17 protein-coding genes and 1 tRNA gene are annotated in these 21,248 nt (G+C 52.4%); 6 read left to right on the top strand and 12 right to left on the bottom strand.

Going from position 1 to position 21,248, the window contains the following annotated elements:
* Positions 1-155: 155 nt before the first annotated feature.
* The 5 genes from AB4Z35_RS04235 (at position 156) to AB4Z35_RS04215 (ending at position 4,854) form a co-directional block, all read left to right on the top strand.
* Positions 156-827 carry a DsbA family protein gene (locus AB4Z35_RS04235; RefSeq protein WP_442096123.1) on the top strand — a complete coding sequence of 224 codons (672 nt, stop codon included), beginning with the start codon at positions 156-158 and terminating at the stop codon, positions 825-827.
* 259 nt (positions 828-1,086) lie between these two features.
* Positions 1,087-2,373: an OprD family porin gene (locus AB4Z35_RS04230; RefSeq protein ID WP_442096122.1), complete on the top strand. Its 1,287-nt coding sequence runs from the start codon at positions 1,087-1,089 to the stop codon at positions 2,371-2,373.
* Between the two features lie 851 nt (positions 2,374-3,224).
* Positions 3,225-3,446 (top strand): tautomerase family protein, encoded by a 222-nt coding sequence (locus tag AB4Z35_RS04225; protein ID WP_111286693.1) that lies wholly within the window; start codon positions 3,225-3,227, stop codon positions 3,444-3,446.
* The gene (locus AB4Z35_RS04220; RefSeq protein WP_442096121.1) at positions 3,443-4,099 is read left to right on the top strand and encodes a DsbA family oxidoreductase; all 657 of its coding nucleotides are present in this window, start codon (positions 3,443-3,445) and stop codon (positions 4,097-4,099) included. The genes AB4Z35_RS04225 and AB4Z35_RS04220 overlap by 4 nt, the downstream gene beginning before the upstream one ends.
* A 44-nt stretch (positions 4,100-4,143) precedes the next feature.
* On the top strand, positions 4,144-4,854 hold the full coding sequence (locus AB4Z35_RS04215; protein ID WP_008046538.1) for an SDR family NAD(P)-dependent oxidoreductase: 711 nt from the start codon (positions 4,144-4,146) through the stop codon (positions 4,852-4,854).
* A gap of 100 nt (positions 4,855-4,954) precedes the next feature.
* Here AB4Z35_RS04215 and gstA read toward each other — a convergent pair whose 3' ends face one another.
* Complete coding sequence (gene gstA, locus AB4Z35_RS04210) at positions 4,955-5,584, bottom strand: glutathione transferase GstA (protein WP_442096120.1); 630 nt, start codon at positions 5,582-5,584, stop codon at positions 4,955-4,957.
* A 153-nt stretch (positions 5,585-5,737) separates the two neighbouring features.
* Here gstA and AB4Z35_RS04205 point away from each other — a divergent pair, with 153 nt between their 5' ends.
* A complete protein-coding gene (locus AB4Z35_RS04205) occupies positions 5,738-6,061 on the top strand; it encodes a winged helix-turn-helix transcriptional regulator (protein WP_057400177.1) in 324 nt (107 codons plus the stop codon).
* Positions 6,062-6,350: 289 nt separating this feature from the next.
* Here AB4Z35_RS04205 and AB4Z35_RS04200 read toward each other — a convergent pair whose 3' ends face one another.
* From AB4Z35_RS04200 to AB4Z35_RS04150, 11 genes are all read right to left on the bottom strand, one after another.
* Positions 6,351-6,926 (bottom strand): hypothetical protein, encoded by a 576-nt coding sequence (locus tag AB4Z35_RS04200; RefSeq protein ID WP_442096119.1) that lies wholly within the window; start codon positions 6,924-6,926, stop codon positions 6,351-6,353.
* A 117-nt stretch (positions 6,927-7,043) separates the two neighbouring features.
* Positions 7,044-8,396 (bottom strand): phospholipase D family protein, encoded by a 1,353-nt coding sequence (locus AB4Z35_RS04195; RefSeq protein ID WP_442096118.1) that lies wholly within the window; start codon positions 8,394-8,396, stop codon positions 7,044-7,046.
* Positions 8,397-8,516: 120 nt separating this feature from the next.
* Positions 8,517-10,346, bottom strand: coding sequence for an AAA family ATPase (locus AB4Z35_RS04190; RefSeq protein ID WP_442096117.1), 1,830 nt, complete (start codon positions 10,344-10,346; stop codon positions 8,517-8,519).
* A 1,203-nt stretch (positions 10,347-11,549) separates the two neighbouring features.
* Positions 11,550-12,278, bottom strand: coding sequence for a hypothetical protein (locus AB4Z35_RS04185; RefSeq protein WP_442096116.1), 729 nt, complete (start codon positions 12,276-12,278; stop codon positions 11,550-11,552).
* Between the two features lie 664 nt (positions 12,279-12,942).
* Entirely contained in the window at positions 12,943-16,254 is a 3,312-nt protein-coding gene (locus tag AB4Z35_RS04180) for a DEAD/DEAH box helicase (protein WP_442096115.1), read from the bottom strand.
* Positions 16,247-17,032, bottom strand: a complete 786-nt coding sequence (locus AB4Z35_RS04175) for a hypothetical protein (protein ID WP_442096114.1) — start codon at positions 17,030-17,032, stop codon at positions 16,247-16,249. Before AB4Z35_RS04175 ends, AB4Z35_RS04180 begins: the two co-directional genes overlap by 8 nt.
* Positions 17,033-17,142: 110 nt before the next feature.
* Positions 17,143-17,418 carry a hypothetical protein gene (locus AB4Z35_RS04170; RefSeq protein ID WP_442096113.1) on the bottom strand — a complete coding sequence of 92 codons (276 nt, stop codon included), beginning with the start codon at positions 17,416-17,418 and terminating at the stop codon, positions 17,143-17,145.
* On the bottom strand, positions 17,415-18,395 hold the full coding sequence (locus tag AB4Z35_RS04165; RefSeq protein ID WP_442096112.1) for an integrase domain-containing protein: 981 nt from the start codon (positions 18,393-18,395) through the stop codon (positions 17,415-17,417). The genes AB4Z35_RS04170 and AB4Z35_RS04165 overlap by 4 nt, the downstream gene beginning before the upstream one ends.
* An 893-nt stretch (positions 18,396-19,288) precedes the next feature.
* Positions 19,289-19,618, bottom strand: a complete 330-nt coding sequence (locus tag AB4Z35_RS04160; RefSeq protein ID WP_442096111.1) for a hypothetical protein — start codon at positions 19,616-19,618, stop codon at positions 19,289-19,291.
* 1 nt (position 19,619) lies between these two features.
* Positions 19,620-20,954, bottom strand: coding sequence for a tyrosine-type recombinase/integrase (locus AB4Z35_RS04155; protein ID WP_442096110.1), 1,335 nt, complete (start codon positions 20,952-20,954; stop codon positions 19,620-19,622).
* 172 nt (positions 20,955-21,126) lie between these two features.
* Positions 21,127-21,202, bottom strand: a tRNA-Thr gene (locus tag AB4Z35_RS04150).
* Positions 21,203-21,248: the final 46 nt, after the last annotated feature.

The following is a 21,248-nucleotide window of genomic DNA, read 5'->3' as shown; positions in this document are numbered from 1 at the left end:
GCCGCCCGGAGCAAGCTCGCTCCTACGGGGTTTGTGACGCAACCATTCGACCGATTCAAGCAACAGACTGAAAGCCAATCCGGCGTTTTTCAGGGAGCGCTGCGGCACTAATCTGCCGACATCGAATTTTCCTGAATATCTGTCGGAGCTTGCCCATGATTCTGCATTACATCTACGACCCGTTGTGCGGTTGGTGTTACGGCGCCAAACCGCTGGTGCAAGCCGCCCAGGCTGTGCTGCCGGTGATTGCCCACGGCGGCGGCATGATGACGGGTGCCAATCGGCAACAGATTTCGCCACAACTGCGCAGTTACGTCTTACCTCATGACCGGCGCATCGCCGAATACAGCGGGCAGCCGTTCGGTGAAGCCTATTTCGAAGGATTACTGCGAGATCACACCGCCTTGTTCGACTCGGCTCCACCCATCGCTGCGGTACTGGCTGCCGAGCAAATGGCAGGTCGCGGGCTGGAGTTGCTGGGGCGTTTGCAAAGTGCTCACTACGTGGAGGGGCGCCGCATCGCCGACGAATCGGTACTGTTCGAACTGGCCCTGGGCATGGGGCTGGACCGTCAAGCCTTCGAAAAAGCCTTCATGGCGGCCGACACCGAAGGCCACATCAGGAACAGCCGGGCGCTTCTGGCCAAGGTGGGCGGGCAGGGTTTTCCGACCCTGGCGCTTGAGCACAATGAGCAATTCACTTTGATCGATATTGGGCCGTGGCTGGGCAAGCCCCAGGCATTTGCGCAGTGGCTGGGTCAGTCGCTGCCCGATCAGGGCTCATCCAATTTCGTAGCCACTTGTGGTCTTGATAGCTGCATTGATTGAATATTCCTGCCACGTAAAGCAATTTCTTAGACGATTTTTACCTGTTTTTAGATGATTCATGAAATTGACACATTGTTGAGGGCGCAGCTACGATTCGGCCCAACGCCTGTGGCCGACCGCCACGACTCAAAAACAATAAAAGGCCCGCCGCGAGAAATCGTGGGCGGGCCTTTTTGTTTTCGCCTTGAAATAAGAGCGCAATAGCGCCGTTTCGGCCGTTCGACACAGCGCGTATCAACCGTATCAAGGAAAAAATAAAATGTTGAACAAGCGAATCAGCCTGATCGCACTGGGGATTTTGAGCGCTACACAGGCCATGGCGAACGACCAGGCCGAATCCAAGGGTTTTGTTGAAGACAGCAGCCTCAAAGTGCTGCTACGCAACGCCTACATCAACCGTGACTTCAAAGACGGCAACCCGGATAAATCCGAGTGGGGCCAGGCAGCCATCGGCACGTTCTCGTCCGGCTTCACCCAAGGCACCGTGGGTGTGGGCGTGGACGCTTTCGGTCTGTACGCACTGAACCTGGAGCGCAGTGAAGACCGCAGCGGCGCGCAAGGTATCGATTTCTTCAAAAAGGGCGACAGCGGCCAGCCGGCTGACGACCTGTCTAAGGGCGGCGCAGCGATCAAGTTCCGCCTGTCCAGCACCACCCTGACCTACGGCGACCAGATGCCGGCCCTGCCGGTGCTGAACTACGACAACTCGCGCCTGCTGCCGGAAAGCTACACCGGCACCCTGATCACTTCCAAAGAGATCAAAGGCCTGCAACTGGACGCCGGTCGCTTCACCGCCGAATCGCGTAAAAGCGCCGAAGGCCGTGACAGCGGTGGCTTGAAGTCGATCAACGTATTGGGCGGTAGCTACCAGTTCACCGAGCAATTCAAGGCCGCGCTGTACGCTTCCGACGTCGAAGACGTGCTGAAGAAACAATACGTGAACGCCAACTACGTGTTCCCGATCGACAAGGATCAGTCCCTGACCCTGGACTTCAACGGCTACCGCACCAAGCTGGAAGATTCCTACGTTCGCGAAAACGCTATCACCGGCGACGACAACAAAATCTGGAGCCTGGCGGCCACCTTTATCACCGGCCCACACTCGTTCACCCTCGCGCACCAGCGCAGCACCGGTGACAGCAACCTGGGCTACGCCTACGGCGGCTACCAGAAAGATCAAGGTCGCATCGGCGACGGTGGCAACACCATCTACCTGGCAAACTCCTACTGGTCTGACTTCAACGCCGAAGACGAGCGCAGCTGGCAGCTGGGCTACGGCCTGGACTTCAGCACCTTCGGTGTACCGGGCCTGAGCTACAACTTCGCCTACGTACGCGGTGACAACATCACCACCTCCACCAGCGAAGGCGGCACCGAGCGCGAGATCTTCAACCAGATCAAATACGTCGTACAAAGCGGCCCGGCCAAAGACCTCAGCGTGAAACTGCGCAGCTCGGTCCTGCGCGTGTCGCAGAAGTCGAGCGAGTACAACGTCAGCGGCAACGAAGTGCGTGTGTTTGTGGATTACCCGATCAATATCTTTTGATGATGGGGTGTGGTCTCGAGGCCTGATCAGAGGCTGAGAAAGAAAAAGCCCCGACTGCTTCGGGGCTTTTTTGTGGGCACAAAAAAGCAACCGATAAGGTTGCTTTTAAAAGAGGTCTCACCCGGGCGCTGATTTTCAGGTCATCAACGGGGTTCCTAACGCCGACTATCGCCACCTGATGGCAGTCGGTTTCGCGCTCTTGTGCAGATTTTCTGTCACAGATGACGCTTGTGTCAACCCGAGCGGTAGCCTTGGGGTGGTGTTGGTCAGATCGGCGAAGTCGCGCGTATCGACATCTAACTTATTAGGATGGAGACCATTACGAAATGGAGAAATTGATCGAAACAACTGGGATCGTGATTCCTCGGCTGAAATACGGATAGCTGGTGTGCGCGACCCTACAGTGATAACGGCTTGCGCAATGCTTGATGCTCAATCCATTCGCAGGAAACTCGACTCAGTTGACGAGATGATCAGGGTTTCTGTAGGAGGCAACAGGAGGGGATATCGAACAAATCAATTTCAGAAGGACTTGCTGGCGTCTGTTCGCGAAATGAATGAGAGCCGTATCAGTTCTATCGCAGAGGGTAAGCCTTAGTAAATGCATTCGCGCTTCAGCGCGAACGTGTCGTCCGCTGCGACATGTCCCGAAGACGTGTCGCAAAAAGTGGAAAATTGCGACACGTAAGCAATCGGACGACAGAAAAACGATATAGAGTCCTACAGTACTAATTACACCACGTAACGAATGAAGTTCCCGCCCCCACCTTTATCCCCTCCCGCCAACCCCATACATTCACCTCCAACGCCTTTCCCATCATCCCGACGGGAAGGTCACTGGAGTTTCCCTCATGCCTTTCGTAAGCGTACGCATCACCCGCGATGGCGTTACCACTGAGCAGAAAGCTCAGGTGATCGCCGAAATCACTGAAACCCTGGAACGCGTTCTCAACAAGCGCCCTGACCTGACCCACATCGTGATCGAGGAAGTCGACACCGATAACTGGGGTTACGCCGGCATCACCACCACTCAGTACCGCAAGCAACTGGCCGAGGCGGAGGGGAAGTCATGACGTCGCCCGTCACCATCGATTTCATCTCCGATGTGGTGTGCCCCTGGTGCGCGCTGGGGGCGACGGCGCTGGAGCAGGCGATCGAGAACGTGGCCGGGGACGTCTCGGTCGAGCTGACCTACAAGCCGTTCGAATTGAACCCGGACATGCCGGCCGAAGGTGAGCCAGCGGTCGAGCACTTGATGCGCAAATACGGGCGCACTGCTGAAGACGTCGCCGCCGGCAAGGCCATGCAGATCGCTCGCGGCGAGGTCATCGGCTTCAAGTTCGATCTGGAGAAGCGCACGCACTTCTACAACACCTTTGATGCGCACCGTTTGTTGTTGTGGGCGTTGCAGGAAGGCCGGCAAGTCGAGCTGAAGAAGGTCCTGCTTCGGGGCTATTTCAGCGAAGGCCAGAACCCGAGTGATCACCAGGCGCTCGTGAGTCTGGCGACTGAAGCGGGGCTGGACGGGGCAACCGCACAAGAGGTGCTGGCGTCCGGCGCGTTCGCCGATGAGGTGCGGGAACTTGAAGCGTACTACCAGCAGCGTGGCATCAACTCGGTCCCGGCCATGGTGCTGAACGGTCGCCACCTGGTGTCCGGTTCGCAATCGGTCGAGTACTACGAACAGATGTTGAGAGAAATGGCCAAGGCACCGGCCGACGCCTGATCACAGAATTTCTACCCCATTCTTTATTGTCAGAGGTCTTCATCATGAGCATTTCGAAAAAAGTCATCGTTATCACCGGCGCATCCCAAGGTCTCGGCGACGGTATGGTCAAAGCCTTTCGTGAACTCGGTTACCGGATCGTCGCCACTTCGCGCTCGATCAAGCCGTCCACCGATCCGGACATTCACACCGTGGCCGGTGACATCGGCGAACCGGAAACCGCCCAACGCGTCATCCGTGAAGCGATTTCCCGTTTCGGTCGCATCGACACCCTGGTCAACAACGCCGGGATCTTCATCGCCAAGCCGTTCACCGCGTACACCGCAGAAGACTACGCCAATGTGTTGTCGGTGAACCTCAATGGCTTCTTCTACATCACCCAACTCGCCATCGCCGAAATGGAAAAGCAGGGCAGCGGCCACGTCGTCAACATCACCACCAGCCTGGTGGACCACGCCATCGACGGCGTGCCATCGGTATTGGCTTCACTGACCAAGGGCGGCCTCAACGCGGCAACCAAATCCCTGGCCATCGAATATGCCAAGCGCGGAATTCGGGTGAACGCGGTCAGCCCCGGCATCATCAAGACCCCGATGCACGGCGAGGAAACCCACGCCGCACTGGGCAATCTGCACCCGGTCGGGCACATGGGCGAGGTCGATGATATTGCGCAAGCGGTCGTGTATCTGGACGGCGCCAAGTTCGTCACTGGCGAAATCCTGCACGTGGACGGTGGTCAGAGCGCGGGTCACTGAAAGCGCTTTTTCAAAGCCCGGAAACAACAAAGCCCCTGCATTGCTGCAGGGGCTTCGTTTTGTATGGTGCCGGCATCAGGGAATCAAACCCGGGACCTACTCATTCCAGTTTTTCCGCCCGGAGAGCCCTCTGAACGGAGGGGCGCTCATACATTCGCTCATACCAGGCTTGGAGATTTTTCAAACCGTCGAAATGAATGTCGGCCTGGTAATAGCTCTTCAACCAGGAAGCTCGGCCCCATCCAATCAATGCGAAAAGATAAGCATCGACCACGGTGAAGGTTTCACCCATCAGGAACTGCCTATCGGCCAATTGTTCGTTGATCCACGCGAAACGCTTTTCAAGCTTGGGTTTGACGGTATTCACATACTTACCGGCTAGACCTGCGTACAGCAACGGAATGAAACCCTTGTGGATCTCGGAAGTCAGGAAGCTCAACCATTCCTGCAGTCGGTAACGATCCATGGTGCCGTTGGCTGGTGCCAAACCTATCTCCGGATGCTGGTCAGCCAGATACTGCACGATCACCGCCCCCTCACGCAGGAGTGTGCCATCGTCCAGCTCCAAAACGGGGACGTAACCCAATTCGTTCACGTCGTGATAGCTGTCACCCAGTTCAGTGATCTGCTTTTTGTTGTCCACCTTGATTAGCGTGACATCAATACCAAGCTCGTTCAGCACAATGTGGGGCGAGAGGGAGCATGCGGCTGGCATGTAATACAGCTTCATCTATGAACTCCAGAAAGTGGTGGAGATGTTCGCTTCCAGTCGGAGGAAGCAGCTCCGCGCATTCTAAAGTCATGGTATAAAATAGGAAGAAGGCACTATTTTGTGGTGTAGGTACAAAATATATACCGCCATTCATTTCGAGATTTCCTCACCATGAAAGACAACATATCGGGTTGCTCGGTAGAAGAGGCGATGCGCTTGTTGGGCGGTCGTTGGCGCCTGCTACTGGTTTCGTATTTGCTTGATGGCCCCAAGCGCTTCAATGTTCTGCGGCGCGATATCCCCGCGATATCGCAACGGATGCTCACGCTTGATCTGCGCGCCCTGGAAGAAGCCGGCCTTGTTAAGCGCACGGTGTATCCCACAGTGCCCGTTAAGGTGGAGTACGAGCTCACTGAAGATGGCCGGCGCCTGGAGCCTGTCGTTGAGGTGATGAAGCAATTTGGTTTATGGATCAAGAGCCGCCCAACTGCCTGACTCCTACAGTTCGTCTTGCGCTGATTGAAGATGTCCGCTGTGGTCGATGTCGAATGGTTTTCGCCCGGCCGTTAGATACGGGTTCAAATCGGTCACCGGCCAGGTTGACCGGTGTTAGATTTGGAGATTCTGGTAATCCTCTGGAGGCCTTATAGATCAAGGCCTGCAAGGTCTTTCAAAAAACAACCATAGGTGAGGATTTAAAACGCCAAAAGCTGAGTATGGAGTCCAAGTGCTTGACCCCATGACAAAGATGGCTTTTGCTCCGATATCGGAAAGGCGTTGTGAGCTATTGATTAGACTTTCCCGCTTTTTGCCTTGAAAGGCCCTCTAAGACGCACCTGATCTGAAAATCACTTAATGCGTGTTTAGGAACAAATTCCATCCCTTGGGGCAGCTGTTCAGGATAGGACAGGAGCGCTCCTTTTCCGGTCCCGAATTGCTCAAGGATAAAAGTTTTCAATAAGCTAGGTCGTTGGATGGCGTATGCAGACCGAAATACCGACAAATCACAAATCATGCCTGCGACTTCCACCCAACAGTGCCCATCCCAAGAGGCCTCAATCACCTCGCCGTCATAGCGAGGCATCGGGAGATTTCCAGTACACTTAAAAACGGGGACATCCTCAATAAGTAAATCCCCTAGCATGGCGATTGCGGGAATCGAATGGATTGCCCGGAGTGCAGCAACGAGTCCCGCACTTATCATCACGCAAGAGCCAAAAACGGGCGGTACAGAAGCTAAAGTATTCCTAACCACTTCGGTGATAGCTGCAGGCGAGCTGAGGGTAAAAGATGAATACTCATCGTAAGCTTCAATGCTGATGTCTCGATGGACGATCTTTTTGATTACCTGGTCTCGCAAATGAATACCTTATGATATTTGGTTCGTTTTGCTGAAGTGATGCGATCCAGAGGCGTTATCACACCTATGGTCAGTAGGGCTTAGCTTTGAACAGTGGCGTATTCAGGGAAGGATTGCTTAATAGACCTTCACATCAAACCCCAAGGCACGTAAGGCTTTACTGGTACGACCATTTCTAGGCGGCACCACCTCAGGTCTTGCCCAGCCAACAACTTCAGCAATGGAGTTCAAGCCGTAGCGGGCGATACTGAAGTTCGCATCACGGCCTGCGTAGTAGATGCGCTCCCAGATTTCCGAATCAGCACCTCCATAAAGCACGTAGTGTAGTAGCTTGCGGATGTCCCATCCCTTGCTGTTCCGTTCACTCATGATGAGCGACGCGAATAGCTTCACGCGCCCCTCTTTGTCCATGGATTGCACGCCAGGACGGCCTAACACAGACATAGGTACCTTGATGACATGGTTCATCGTGGCATGAGTTTTTCTGCACAGGATTTCAAACTCATCGACGCTCAAACTGAGCACTTTTTCATTGTCGAGTAGCACGCGGATTTTCGGAGCATTTTGGTAAAAGGTGACATCTTCGGAAGAGGGAGCGGACTGTAGGCCATGCCACCACTCCAGCTCAGCTTTCAACGCAGATTGAGGATCAGCATGATTTCGTTTGTAGTAATCCTCATAAGGCTTACGCAAGTCATCGCCCACATGGTTGTAGTAGTAGGCATGGAGGAACTGATCTACCTGCCAGGCTGGCGGTACGTTTTCATCGACCCAAATAGGGCGGTAGTCTGAGAGCTGTTGCTGGATACCCTGCAATATCCCCAGGGTGTCCAACCACTCTTTTTTGAAGTTGTCCTTACGCCGATCAAATGCGGCCTTGTTTCCCACAAAACTAGGACCTTGCCATTCCTCATGCTTTCTGGCCTTTTTCGCCGCAGCGTAAACGTCTTTGTTCAATGCGCTGAGACGCTCCATTTCGGCAATGTAGTCGGCAGAGATGGGGATGGTGACATCCAGCTCACGCAAGTACTCAAAGAAATCCTCCAACTGAGTGTCCATGCCATTGGCAACCAGTTCATCCTCGCTGACAAAAACACCCGCTTCGATATTGGTAAGCCAGCCATTGTCCGTGTGGTTGGCCGAACCAATGTAGGCACCATAGCCCTTCCACCAGATTACCTTAGGGTGAAAGCAGTCCGGCACGAATCGAGTGAACACGTTGTCCTGCTGGTGTTTGAACAGACGCTTGAGAAACTCAACCGAGACCGGCACCGTATGGTCGTAACGCATCCATAAATCCAATCGTAACTTATTGGAGACTGCGTGGCCCACAAGGTCCTTGGTGATATCAGATGCACTCCCGCCGTAGGCCACAGCAGCCAGCACGCTATCCACCTGCAACTCTCCCGAGAGTGCGGGCAAGATATCCCTAAGATGTGCTCCATTGATTCGGTTTGCGATCAGTTTCAAAGTTGAAGCCTTTCAATTCTTTCAAGCACCAATGGGTAGACCACGACGGTTCAGAAACGTAATGGGTCAAGTCGAGCGGATTAAGACGGGAAATACTCGCCCCGCGTTAATTCATACGGATCAGTCTGCAAGCGATAAAAGACCATCCATCAATTCTTTCAGCTCAGACCTCTCTTCATCGCCGTTCCGGTATAGCGAGCGCTGGATGATCTGCTCTGCGGTCATCAAAGGCCAGAAGCGGTCAGACACATCATCTGGCTTCATACCCACACCAACACCGATGATTGTCTTCGCGTCACAGGTATCGGTGTAGTTGCAAGAGTGCCCGGTCTGAGCTTTGACCAGATTAGGGCAAATATAATTTTCAATTTCGCGTTTACGCGTTGAGTAGAACGGGCGCCCTATTCCTTCGACCTCTTGCTTGCGCTTCTGATTAGCCTTTACCTGGCCAGGATCTCCACCGATATCAGAATCGAGGAATACGCACCAAGGTAAACCCAGCTCGTCGGCAAGTTTGTGCGTTACCCAATGCTTGACGTTGCCACAGCCACCCACATGAATAGGGACGAGTCGCTTGTCATCCAGATCGTGAGCAAGGTTGCCATTCGCTTTCAAGGCTGTGGCGATATGGCGAAGGAAGGTGATGTCAGACTTTCCCTCTACCAAGATAATGCCGGCGGCCCGTTCCATGCCGCTTTCGGGTAAAACGCCCAAACTTTCAGCAGCTTCTTTGAGCACATCTGCATCCGGCATTTTGACGATTTGGTTACCCCGTTCATCTCTTGTGACGTAACGGATACCGTCAATAGGTATTAGGCCAGCCAGTGCTGGTACATGGGTGGTGACGATAATTTGCCGGTTGGGTTGGTTGGACAGCGCCAGCAGTGCCTTCATCAACATCATCTGGTAGTTGGGATGCTGAGAGGTTTCTGGTTCTTCGATTGCGTAGATCACATTGCGCTGCGAAACAACCACCGCTTTTTCCGCCTCAGCGCGAAAGAAGTTCAGCAAGATCAATCGGCGCACGCCACTGCCGCGCTTGTTGATTGGGATGCCGTATTCACCGTCCAAGGTGAAGCTGAAGGTCCATTTCGGCTTTTCCTTGAAGCGTGGGGTAAGCTCATTGGCTAGTTCGGGGGCCATTTCTCGCAGTTTATCCAAGGTACGAGTGGCCACATCCAGCACGCTTTCTTCAATCTGCTGCTCTAGAGCGCTGATCTGCTCCTGCAGTACTGCTTGAGCGTCCTTGACGGCCTGCTGCAATGGATTTTTGGCCTCAGCGTCACCATCGCTGCTTTCACGATCAGCTTTGAAAAGGGCAAAGGTGGGTAGTAGGTCCTGAATCTTACCCCAGATAGACTTGCTGTCGGAGGACAGCCCCTTGTCCACATCCAGCAGCGTTTCTTGACAGGCTATCGGTGCCGCGGCATTGCGAATTGACTGCCGCCAGAGTGCGGCTACACGCTTGTCCAGCACCGCATTTGCAACACCCATCTGCTCACCGAGTTTTTTCAGATCGATCATCTTTAAGCTGAGCAGGTTGCTCAGTGCCGGATTGACGGGATGCTGGCAACGAATCGCTGTTTTATCTTGCTTGCCGGTAGCGGCCTTAAAGGTTTTGACGATTTCCAGAGCCCCTTCGGCATTGAGTAGGTACTCCTGGGCTAACGAGGTCTCGGCGATCTCATCCAACACTAGCGCTTCAGGAAGCTCTTCAAACTCACAAGCGATTTCAAACTGCTCTGCCCCCTCAGCCAGGCAGAAGCAATTCATATCATTCTTGTCCGCTTTGGCGCCGTCGGTCTCGAAGAAAATGGCCAAGGCCTCAAGGATTGTCGATTTTCCATAGTCATTGCGCCCAACGATTCCAGTCATGGCTTCGGCAATGGGAATGACTGTGATATCGCGATAACCACGGAAATTGGTGAGTTTGATGGATTTGATGCGCATGGAGGATGTCCCTATCAAAACGTGAATATTCTCTGGCCGCTGGTAAGCCACACGCCGCACGAGATCAGCGGGAACCAACAGCAACCTTTTTTATGTCACGATACTGGCAATAGGCTAGTTCACTGCTTTGTTAGCGTCCATTACCTTTCCAATACTCTGGGGTGACTTGCCCGCGTGGACCGCAATCTACCGATACGGCCAGTCATTTTTTTGAGCATAGCTAGCTAATGGCGGTAGCAATCCACCCTAAACGGTCAAGTACGTGCAATTCCGTTGCCCTTCGCCAAATAACGGCCTACTTCTCTAGGACCGCGCCGGGGACCCTGGCATTTTCTACGAAGAACGGGTGCGTAGACTCGCGCAAATTCGTTAGCGGCACCCCGCCAAAGTTAGTTAACTGGTTAACTCGGTTGGTTAACTGGGCTGAAAGCCTTACGGGGCGCGGCTTGTAGCCCGGTTAACTAAGCATTTTTACTGGTTAACTCGGCTATCCTTCTATTCGCCTGAGAGCCAAGCGGGCCGTGGCTTTCAGGGCGGTTAACTAAGGAGTTAACTGAGTAAATTGCTCGGTTAACTGGTTAACCGCTCGAACTGGCCGGTTAAATCGGCTAAGAGGCAGGCGGTCATGGGCTTTCAGGGCAGTTAACCTAGGAGTTAACCGACTGACTCACTCGGTTAACTCCTAGGTTAACTGGTTAACTCGATTGGTTAACTGGGCTGGGTCTTTGAAACCGTGGCCTGTAGTCCGATTAACTAAGCACTGACCTAATTAACTCGGCTATACGCCAGTCTTTACCGTTGATAGCTCGCGCTCGTTTCCTCGTTTTAAGCGCGGATGTGATCCGTCATTTCAGCTCTATCAATGACAACGGAAATACTAGGGGTGTCATTCTTCAAAACGACCCCCTCCTACGTGGAGACTGTGCGACATTTTGGTCTGCTGATCAGATGCTTTCTCAGCCGGTCTTTCCGCCGATCTGGGTGTGCCTGTACCCCAGAAAAAACACTGGGGTACAAGTTCCCCCGCTCAAGTCCCCGGAAACATTGGTTGTTCCCACTGTTCCCCCGTTCCCCCGTTTTTTGAAATCAGTCACACATTGGATGACGGACAATCGCGACAGATTGGGGGGGGGGATTGGCGCCTAGTTTTGAGCTGAGCCGAGTCGAGTCGAGTCGGCTAGAGCGAAGGGGGAGGCGTCATCGCTAGCGATAGGGATGCGCGTCTGTTTGGAAGAGCAGTTCTTCAATGTTGAAGCTGGACTTCAGGAGCTCTCGAAGCTTTTGCTTAGCGGTGGCAAGCGTGTCTCGATGCTCAGAAAGCCTGCTCAAAAAGGCCTTCGCTGAATCGTGATCCTCCCAGGTAAGGATCACCTGGTGTGGTTCGTTTGTATCGAGCCACGTATCAGCCCAGTAGTATTTATCACCATTCTTTAGCGCAACAGACGCCTCTGCATACTTGAAATTCAAGAGCTCGTCGCTCGTGGTTCTCTTTGGCATCTTGATTATGATTCGACCAGGAGTGGAGGTTCGATCCCAGGCAACCGTGTCAGACATCTCGCGAAGGAAATCGAACTTGCTGACGTAAAGCGCATCGCAACACGCGGCGAGCGCTGGGTCAACGATGTTAAGGCCCGCGTAAAGTTCATGCCCAAGATCAACGAACATGTTGCTGGCCAATGCAACTTCTTGCATGTGATTGTTCAAGGCATGCATCACTGCGGAGGCTTCGCCAGTTTCTGTCCCTCGGAAGTCACTTGCGGTTTGAAGGATCGACTCAGTCACGTCTTCAAGCGCCTGGAGGGAGTAGTAGAGCTTGGTTAGTGAGCGGCATGCCTTTCGCCTATCGTTGGGTGACAGTTTTCCGATTGCAGATAGTGACTTTCCAACTATGAACTCTACGACTTTGCCGATGAGGATCTCCGCAGTGAGCATGTTCTCTCCAATGACACCTAGAAGGTATTGGTTATGTATAGCTTGAATCACCGCTACTTTCCTAGGCGCGCCAAGTGTTTCCGTTCAGCCGTATAAGACCCTCGGACCAATGTCTGGCCGGTTGCTGCCAATCGTGGTGGATTGCCATTTTCCGCAGCGCTTCAATAAAGAGCTGCGCTGTGCGACTCGCCAATATTTCGAGTCGGCTCAAGAACTTAGGAAAAGGAGATCACGAAACGGGGAAAATTGAAGGAGGTTGGAGCCAGAAACGAAAAAGGCCCACCGTAAGGTGAGCCTAAGTCGTTGTTCTATATGGTGCGGCACCAGGAGTCGAAAATCAATATAACTACATGTTTTATATGATCTTTACGTTTTAATTTGGCAGCTTCTATCTCTAAAAATACCCTTCGGCTCTTGTTCTAACTTGCTGTGTGAGGGGCCTGGATTTATAGGCGCTTCAACGGATTTAGATGAGAGTAGCCATAGACATATGGCTACTTTCGGTTAGGCGCGGATATTTGATGTTCACGCAAGAGTGGAAATGCTTTGTGCGATGAGCCCGAGCATTATGAGTGAGCCACCTTCATACTCCTTTAGCTACACATGAATAAATCCGTTCGCATGATTTTCTGCTGTTTAAACTGTCCGAGTTACAGGTAGGTATTTAAAGGTTCACTAAGGCCAGGGCTTGAGTAATACGGCTCACCACGTCGCCAAAACTCTCACCTTCTTTAAGTGTTCCTGCGTAGGATTCTATGTCCTGATGCTTGTAATGTAACTCTCTTCTGGCTAATCGCTTTTTGCTTACTTCACGAAGAGCGACTTTTTCAACGCTGTCCAAGCCTTCCTTAACACACAAGGCTAAGCAGTTAAGGCCGACAGGTGATTCAGTATCCTCACCTCTATCGACGGTGATTGCTCTGAAAATCTGATTAGGAAGACCAAATATATAAGAAAGTTCGGGGATTATCCTCAAAACAAACTCTCTAGCGAACTCACACTTGCCGACTTTGTTGGCTGGAGTGCCAGTCGATGCCTCCATGCTAGCTAGCGTATGACCTGCCATCCAAAGCTCTAGCAATGGAAATATTATTTGACAAGCATGTTTGCCTCTTGAATTATCGTCCTTAAGCTTTTTGTAAGGGGTGCCCAAAAATACTTCTAAGGTCTCCTTTCTTATCAGAGTTGGAAGTAGGGAGGGGCGACGCTTTAGCCACTCGCGAAGCCATTGATACCAGGCGTCCGTGGTAGCCCAGTGATTGATATCCTTAGAAAGTGGCTCGCCAAGCTCTCGAATTATCGATGCCGATATACCTGATGCGGCTGCTAGGCGATCAGCCCAAGTGGGAAGTTGAGAGATGTCTATATTCGAGTTTCTTGATGATATTGCCGATTCTATTCTTGATGTTATCCATTGTTGGTCGCCTTTTTTTCTCGCTCGGAAGGCAGAAAAAGAGCGTTCAATAGTCGCGCGAGCTAATGCATCTCGCCCTTCTTGCTCCTCATTGTAATCGACCGGCAACCTGCTTAAAAAATAGCTTGGCAAGTTTGGGAGGGGTAATATGCCGCTGTGTATCTGGTCGAGAATTATCGTGAGAGGGTCATCGATAGTTAAACATTGATCGCTTTGAGAGAATATCGATCTTAAGTCCATCCAGTGATTATGGATTCTGCTAGTGCTGTTATCAAAATTAACGACTTTGCTCGGCACTACCAATACAAATCCATAGGAACTATCGCCTGCTCTGCCGGCACGTCCCGCTGCATTTAAGAGCTCGTGAGCCTCCAAGCGTTGCATGGCGTCAGCTTCTTGATCGAATCTACTATCACCACTAATAATTACCACTTCACTGGGGAGATTCATTCCCTGTGCTAGAGTTGATGTCGCCACTAAAACATTCAAGCCATCTGTTCGCTTGAAGAGCGATTCGTGCAAATGTCGCTCCATAGAAAGCAAAAGTCCGTGATGACACGCACTAGAGGATAATAACCTGCCCTCATTCGAAACTTTGATGTAGACATGCTCCTCCCCCCCAAACTCATCGACTACTATCTGGAAAAGGCGCAATTCTTCATCTGTCAGTAAGCATTTAGATGGTTCGAGGTCATCTGAGATTTTTTTTGCTGCACTGTTGGCGAGTGGTATAGTTTGTGTGAAAACTAGAGTCTTGATTTTTTGCCTGGCTGTTGAGGTTGCAATCGTAGCGGACACTTGATTTCCATTGGGCGTTAAATACCAGTTTTTCCCCTCTGGAACGGTGCCTGTAGATAGATTGACTGTTTCGCTAAGTACTGGCATTAATGCGTAATCTTTACGGCTTGCCGAGTGCCAGGTTTGATTCAAGCAAAAGAAGCCAAATGGCTGTACAAGCAACTCTCTTTTCAGCGAGGCAGGCGCATTTATATTTTTGACCTGAGATCGCACGGCTTTTAAGCGTTGCTTTAGTTTGGATATTTCATCGCCAGCATAAACCACGCATCCTCTTACTTGGCGGGTGGGCTTCCATGTTAGCGCCAAGGGCAAGCAGGGTCTATTCGTTAACTCAGAAACCCAGCCTGCAATCTCTTCCGAGTTTTTCATCATTGCCGATAGCAATAGCAAATCAGCCTTAGGTGCTACCGATGTAAAGTTTAGCAGGCAAAGCATAGAGTCTATCGAGCGCCGGCTATGATCCGTATCCCTTGGATGCAGTAAATGGCACTCGTCAAACACCAATAATCCTACACTTGAGAATATATCAGGGTCAAAGCTCAACATTGCTAAGCATCTTTCGGGTGTCATAACGGAAATTGCCGGGAGTGAGTCATTTTCCAGATTAAATAACAACTCATCCAGGATTTCTCGATGAACCTCTGCATTTGGAAAGGTGCTGGCTAGCGCCCTAGTTGTCTGGTCTACTAATGAAAGCGTTGGCGCTAAAAACACCACTTTCATATTGCGTAGTAGAGCTGTCGCGATTTTTAACTCGGAAAGCGTAGATTTTCCAGCTCCAGTCGGGAAGCTTATAACAGAAGATACCCCTGTTTCCAAGTAGCCTGAAGATATAGCTTGGCGATGATTTCTCCATAGATACGGTCTAGCTGAAGCTATGCTTTGCTTCATATCAAACCATTTAACCGCATCTATGCCCTTGGGAGGGTTGGTATTTATAACGCCGGATGGAATCAGATGGTCGGCGACCATCGCCAATAGGGATGCTAAATGCAGTGGGCCGGGAAAGATGTTATGGACTGGATGATCTCCCAGACCGACTAAATCATCAATTTCATCAACACATAATCCCTTTACTCGATCAAAAATAACCTTTGAGTCATGGTCTAGCAAGTCATGCTCATCATCAGTTCCTAGCAATGATGCCGCCAGTGCTCGGACTCCATGCAGTAGCATATAATACAGTGACTCAACAGCTTGCCCTAGGCTGTCAGTGCTTAGGAAGTTATCGGTCCCGGGGACACGCATGGCAAGTATTTTCGAAAGATTTCCATTTGCCAGATGATAAATTGCTTTGAGCAAAGTGGTTTCAACTGAAACCTCGGTGCTCACGATAATGTTTTTTGCTGTTTCGGCAGCGTCAGAACTTGCCTCTGCGATCAGAAACAGCAAGGTTGCAGATACTTCAGGGGAGATGCCATATGCACTTAATGCGCTAGATTTAATATTTTTTGGCATCAACTCCTGAGCGAGCAGTATTACGTGATGAGCTGAGCCGGCGACAAAGGCTGCGGCCATCCGGTTTTCCACATTCTCTGAAGCGGAAACTATCGCCTCATTGGAGAAAGCGAGGCGTGTCATTCGCTTGACTATTTCTATCACATTGTCAGGTAATCTTGACTGTTCCGTTTCCTCACGTAAACAAATACGTGCAGAAACTATCGATGCGTAGGCCTCGGTCAGTTGTTTTGGTAACTCAGCAAGGTCCAGTCCATCCAATTCGGGAGCGCTATTAATCAGTTCTACAGTATCGTTATCAAACATGAGCGGCTACCAAAGTATTGATGTGAGCAATTGATTTTTCAGCTAGCGAAGACATCCAGGGGCGCAGATGCTCTATGTAGAAAATTTCCCCTCCTCGCTTACTCACCTTGCCATCAATAACTTCATCGTAGTCTTTGAAAAGCTTTATTCGTCCGGTGGTCGTGGAGTGGTATTTGCCAACTGTTATACTAACTCGATAGTGTCTGGCGTTTTTCCATATTATGTTCTCAATTGCGAGGTCAGGGTCTACCTCCCTGCTGGTTTCCAATAAGGCAACGACCTCTGCAACTAAAACATTCTCCCTGTCTCCTTGATCGAGCAGCCTGAACTCTGGCCAAACCAAATCACGAATGGTTTTTCTCGAATCATCCGTGGCTTTATCTTCAAATATAGTAGCTGCAATAACTTCCCCCTCACTCAACTCAAGACAGAGTCCATCGAATCCCTTCAAGGCATGAATCATTTGAGGTGCCCGGATAAGTGAGTTCGGATTAGCCTTTTGAGCAGCTATCCACGATATCACTTGGAAGATCCAACCATCTCTATGCCAAGGATCTTCACCAGGAGGAACCGTAAGTAAGCCTATAGCGCCTTGAGCCGCACTGGCCCTCGATGCCGGCGGCCCAACATTCGCTCCCGCTATAATTTTTTGTACATGCCTAGACTGACCTAAAGCTACCCGCGCGATCTGCTCTGCGAGTAAATTTTCGTCCGTGATTGTCCAGACTTGACCATGGCAGAGGGTCGGATGGTCGTAGTATTCCAGCGAAATCGGCATTTTCTTCCTTGCTAGCTCATCTGGCGAAAGCCAGGCGCATGAAAAGGTTGGTCTACCTTGCCAATATGCCATCATTGCTGTCGTTGGTGACTACCAAAATCGGGTCCGATTCAGAGATTGAAAACCCATGACTGCTTTAGGCGTCGAGCAAGCAGCCGGGCCGTCAGCACGTAGTAGTAGCGCACCGCCTCACTCCGCCGGCTCATCCGATGGTTGAGAAACCAAACCACATGCTTTCTTTGCCAAACCCAAGGCGTCTCTCGCTGCCAACGTCTTGCGATCTCACTTTGGATAATCTTCGCTTGGTGTAAATGACGTTGCCGCGTTGCATGCGACCCGTTCAGTACTCCAGCCAAGAACAGCTCCATCTCGAATGATTTACTCATGTCCGTCCTCCAACGTAGGCGGCGGTCACGTCGATCCGACCGTGGCCCAGTTCATAGCTGATCTGCCTCCGTGCCTCATGATCAAGGCACTTATTGATTCGGCAACATTGGCCGCCGTTGATCGGCGCTCGGTGTTGGGTGATTTGTTCGTAGCGCTCACAAGCGTACGCCGCTCGTAGCTCATGGAAGCCCTTGAGGTTGTGTGCATGCAGGATGGCCCGCGCAGGGCGGATGATTTCTTGCAGAATATTCAGGTAGCTTTCATGTGGCGCAATCAGGTTGCGGCTACCCGCAGGCGATACCTGCCGTGCATACCCAAGTGCACATCGAATATGGTCGTCTATCGCAATCCAACGGGGCGCCGAGGCGCCGGCGCGACCGCCTTTGGTGCCATCCTGAATGTTAATCCTGCCTAGGTCGTTAGCCTCACGGCTTAGCCGTGGCAGGTCAGCCAAGATGGCTTCACGCAAGCGCATGCCAGTTGCTCGTGCCAGCAAAACGATCGCGGCAGCGCGTAGCTGATGATGGCCGCAAAGCGCATCGACGATCTGCTTAACCTGTTCGCGGTCTTGGCCCTGCGGCACTGAATGTCGAATCCCGGTGCGCTGCATACCCAACGCCTTGCTCGGACTTGGCAATTTCACATACTGATCACCGCGAATCGCTGCCATGGTCCTATTAACGCTGGATAGCCGATTTTGTGCGGTGCTGACAGCCAGGTCACCGCGCCTAACCACGTTGCGCAGATACGCCGCATAGTCCGCCAATACCTTCCGATCAATCTGCCGCGCATCATTGACCCCAGGCCCCGCTTCAGACCGACACCACTTCACAAATGCCCGCCACCGATCACTGTGTGCCTTGACCGTGCCGTAGTGGCCGCCACCGAACATATCTCTCAGCGTCTGCGGCCCTGCGTAGCTCAATTGCCTGCCGTAGCCGAAATTTCGGCCATCGCGCCTACCTACTAATGCCATGTCTATTACCTCGTATCCGTTTCTCCGATCCGTCGCCCCACGTCATCCCGCCAAGAATGTTGAGTGTTATCAGGGATCAAGGCCCCTGCGGCCTGTGGGGATGTCCTTTAACGCTGGACTGGCGGCTCCTTACGACCGGGAGCATGGGCATCTCATGATCTGGCTTCCTGAGCACCGAAACCGGTGGGCGGGTGGAAGCTGCGCTGGCTGACGAAACCAACGCCACGAGATCCTGAGTCGGGTGAAGGCAGCTATGCGATGACCGGGGCATGCCTGGCTGTCAGCCAGGTGCAGTCCAATCCATGGGCTGCGGCACCATCATCTGCATCGCTGTTGCTGGTGACTTTTCGGTGTTTGTCACGCCGATTGTCACGAGGTGGAATGCCGCAAAGCCTTGTACGAGTTGGGCTGCAGCAGTGGTAGGAGCGCCCGTCTCTTTCCGGGAGAAAGAGACGGGCGCAGGTTGGCGCAAGGAAATGGCCAAGCGGATAGGTTGCTGCAGAGCAGCTAGGAAGGGGGATGAGTTGCCGCAGTGGGCACTTTGCTAGAAGTAGGCATCCATCACATCGCTGTGATCGTGCGAGCCGCCGGACGCTAATCGCACTTTGGGAGAACCACCACGGTGTGGCGTAGCCTTAAAGGTTCTGGCTACCTGGGTTGCTGTCAACGACAGCGCTTTGCCCGATCTTTTCTACGCTTGTGGATAATTTGGGTCAAGGCCCGAATTTTCAGGCGCTCTGCGGCTGTGGATGAAATTATCCACCGGTGGAAATCAGTGGTTTTCCACAGACAGTTGTGTGGGCTTTAGATTTTTTAAGTGAGGTTCATCCAAACAGGGCGGCTTTGCAGCCCTGTTTGGATGGACCCGCGTGGCAGAACTGATTGCGAGAGTCTTACGGATGTACGCTTGCTTTACTGCGGCACTTTAAAAACCAAAGCAGTGTTAGCACCGTCGGCCAAAACAGCGTGTTGAGAACGTCGTGAGCGCTTGCCTGCCAGCGCCAGTATCCGAAGCTTCCTATATCGTCTCGCCGATCTACCCACTCGTCAGCGCACGCAATGATGAAAACAACAAGCCAGCCAATGTATGGCCTGAATCGTCGGGTGCCAGCGATCAACGTTAAATAGACCGCCATACCCAAATAGATATGCAACGCGTCTTTTGACAGCCCGGTTGCCGACACGATGGCGAGCTTGATGCTTTGTGCGGTTGAGATATCCATGTCAATTCCTCCTCTCTGCGCCAGTGCCAGGCTTCGCCTTTATCCGAGTCACGTTAACTCCAATCTGGTTCGCGAATTCGTGTGGAGTGACATGCTCCTGCCGGTTGGCCTCCAGGTATCGGCTCCACCAGTTCATGATCAGCCTGCGCTCCTCGATGAACTCGGCCTTGTGGATGTAGGCGGCACGGACGTTGTTGCGTTCCTTGTGGCTCATCTGCCTTTCAATGGCGGTCTCGGACCACAGTCCTGACTCGATCAGTGCGCTGCAGGCCATCGAACGAAACCCATGCCCGCAGATATCGGTTTTGGTGTCGTATCCCATCGTCCGTAGCGCGTTGTTCACGGTATTTTCGGACATGGGCTTCCAGGGTTTGGCATCCCCTGCGAAGACCAATGCGAATTTGCCTGTGAGTGCATGGATTTTTTCGAGTAGCGCCACTGCTTGCGGCGATAAGGGTACTAAATGGATATCCCCTGCCATCTTCGTACCCCTTGTGGAAAAGGGTACTCCCTCCAACGCGGGTCGAGTGTCCGGTATCTCCCAGGTGCCGCGCTTGAGGTCGAACTCGCTCCAGCGGGCGAAACGCAGTTCGCTGGATCGTACAAACACATGCAGCGACAGCATCACCGTCAGACGGGTAAGTGCCCGGCCTTTATAGATGTCGATCCGCTCTTGCAGTTCCGGCAGTCGCGATAAGGGTAGAGCGGGGCGATGTACCACCCGGGGGGCTTTGATCGAGCCTTCGAGATCGTAAGCAGGGTTTATGGTGATAAGCCGGAGGCGCTTTGCCTCGCGCATGATGCTCTGCAGGTAGTTTTGTACCCTTAAAGCAACGTCGATCGTTCCGCGCTTCTTGATCGCTTCCAAGGGCTGCATAAGGTCATGGGTATCAAGGTCGACAATGGCGCTTGCGCCGATCAGCGGGAATACGTGGGTTTTGAGGCGGCTCATCACTGTCTTGGAATGGCCTGGTGCCCACTTAGCCGACATTTCCGTATGCCAGTCGAGCGCAACGCTTTCAAAGGTTCTGCCTTTGATTACGGCTTCCGCCTTGGCTTGGTGCTTGGTCTCTATAGGATCAACGCCATCCGCAAGCATTCGTTTAACTTCCAAGCGCTTGCGGCGCGCATCAGCGAGGCCAATGACGGGGTAGTTGCCGAACGAGGTCAGTCCTTCGCGTCCGTCAGGTTTGACGTAACGGAGCCGCCAGCCTTTGCGGCCATTGGGTTGGACTAGGAGGTAGAGGCCATCGCCGTCGAAAAGCTTGTAGGCGCGGTCTGTAGGTTTTGCCAAGCGGCAAGCTGCGTCGGAGAGCGGAGCTGTGGTGCGCGACATAAGGGTACTCCCTTTTATCGAAGTGACCTGTATCCCAAACTCTACCCTTAAAACGGTTGGAATCCACCAGTTTCTGACGGAAACCGATGGAATCCCAAAACGAAAAAACCCGCCAGAAGGCGGGTTTTTCGGGGGTTCCAGAGATTTTGAAAGCCTTCTTTGGAACCTTGTATGGTGCCGGCACCAGGAATCGAACCCGGGACCTACTGATTACAAGTCAGTTGCTCTACCATCTGAGCTATACCGGCGTGTCAGGGCGACGATTATAGCGATTGGATTGGTTCTGTAAACCCC

Origin of the sequence: Pseudomonas sp. KB_15 (genome assembly GCF_052114525.1) — a bacterium.
Taxonomy (GTDB): domain Bacteria; phylum Pseudomonadota; class Gammaproteobacteria; order Pseudomonadales; family Pseudomonadaceae; genus Aquipseudomonas.
The sequence above is the reverse complement of the archived record's forward strand: the minus strand, read 5'-3'. Positions and strand labels throughout refer to the sequence as shown.

Bases quoted from the DNA above. Each gene is read 5' to 3' on its own strand.
- AB4Z35_RS04155 (WP_442096110.1), bottom strand. From the start codon at position 20,954: ATGTCGCGCACCACAGCTCCGCTCTCCGACGCAGCTTGCCGCTTGGCA.
- AB4Z35_RS04230 (WP_442096122.1), top strand. From the start codon at position 1,087: ATGTTGAACAAGCGAATCAGCCTGATCGCACTGGGGATTTTGAGCGCT.
- AB4Z35_RS04190 (WP_442096117.1), bottom strand. From the start codon at position 10,346: ATGCGCATCAAATCCATCAAACTCACCAATTTCCGTGGTTATCGCGAT.
- AB4Z35_RS04185 (WP_442096116.1), bottom strand. From the start codon at position 12,278: ATGCTCACTGCGGAGATCCTCATCGGCAAAGTCGTAGAGTTCATAGTT.
- gstA (WP_442096120.1), bottom strand. From the start codon at position 5,584: ATGAAGCTGTATTACATGCCAGCCGCATGCTCCCTCTCGCCCCACATT.
- AB4Z35_RS04225 (WP_111286693.1), top strand. From the start codon at position 3,225: ATGCCTTTCGTAAGCGTACGCATCACCCGCGATGGCGTTACCACTGAG.
- AB4Z35_RS04235 (WP_442096123.1), top strand. From the start codon at position 156: ATGATTCTGCATTACATCTACGACCCGTTGTGCGGTTGGTGTTACGGC.
- AB4Z35_RS04220 (WP_442096121.1), top strand. From the start codon at position 3,443: ATGACGTCGCCCGTCACCATCGATTTCATCTCCGATGTGGTGTGCCCC.
- AB4Z35_RS04160 (WP_442096111.1), bottom strand. From the start codon at position 19,618: ATGGATATCTCAACCGCACAAAGCATCAAGCTCGCCATCGTGTCGGCA.
- AB4Z35_RS04205 (WP_057400177.1), top strand. From the start codon at position 5,738: ATGAAAGACAACATATCGGGTTGCTCGGTAGAAGAGGCGATGCGCTTG.
- AB4Z35_RS04180 (WP_442096115.1), bottom strand. From the start codon at position 16,254: ATGTTTGATAACGATACTGTAGAACTGATTAATAGCGCTCCCGAATTG.
- AB4Z35_RS04170 (WP_442096113.1), bottom strand. From the start codon at position 17,418: ATGAGTAAATCATTCGAGATGGAGCTGTTCTTGGCTGGAGTACTGAAC.
- AB4Z35_RS04215 (WP_008046538.1), top strand. From the start codon at position 4,144: ATGAGCATTTCGAAAAAAGTCATCGTTATCACCGGCGCATCCCAAGGT.
- AB4Z35_RS04175 (WP_442096114.1), bottom strand. From the start codon at position 17,032: ATGCCGATTTCGCTGGAATACTACGACCATCCGACCCTCTGCCATGGT.
- AB4Z35_RS04165 (WP_442096112.1), bottom strand. From the start codon at position 18,395: ATGGCATTAGTAGGTAGGCGCGATGGCCGAAATTTCGGCTACGGCAGG.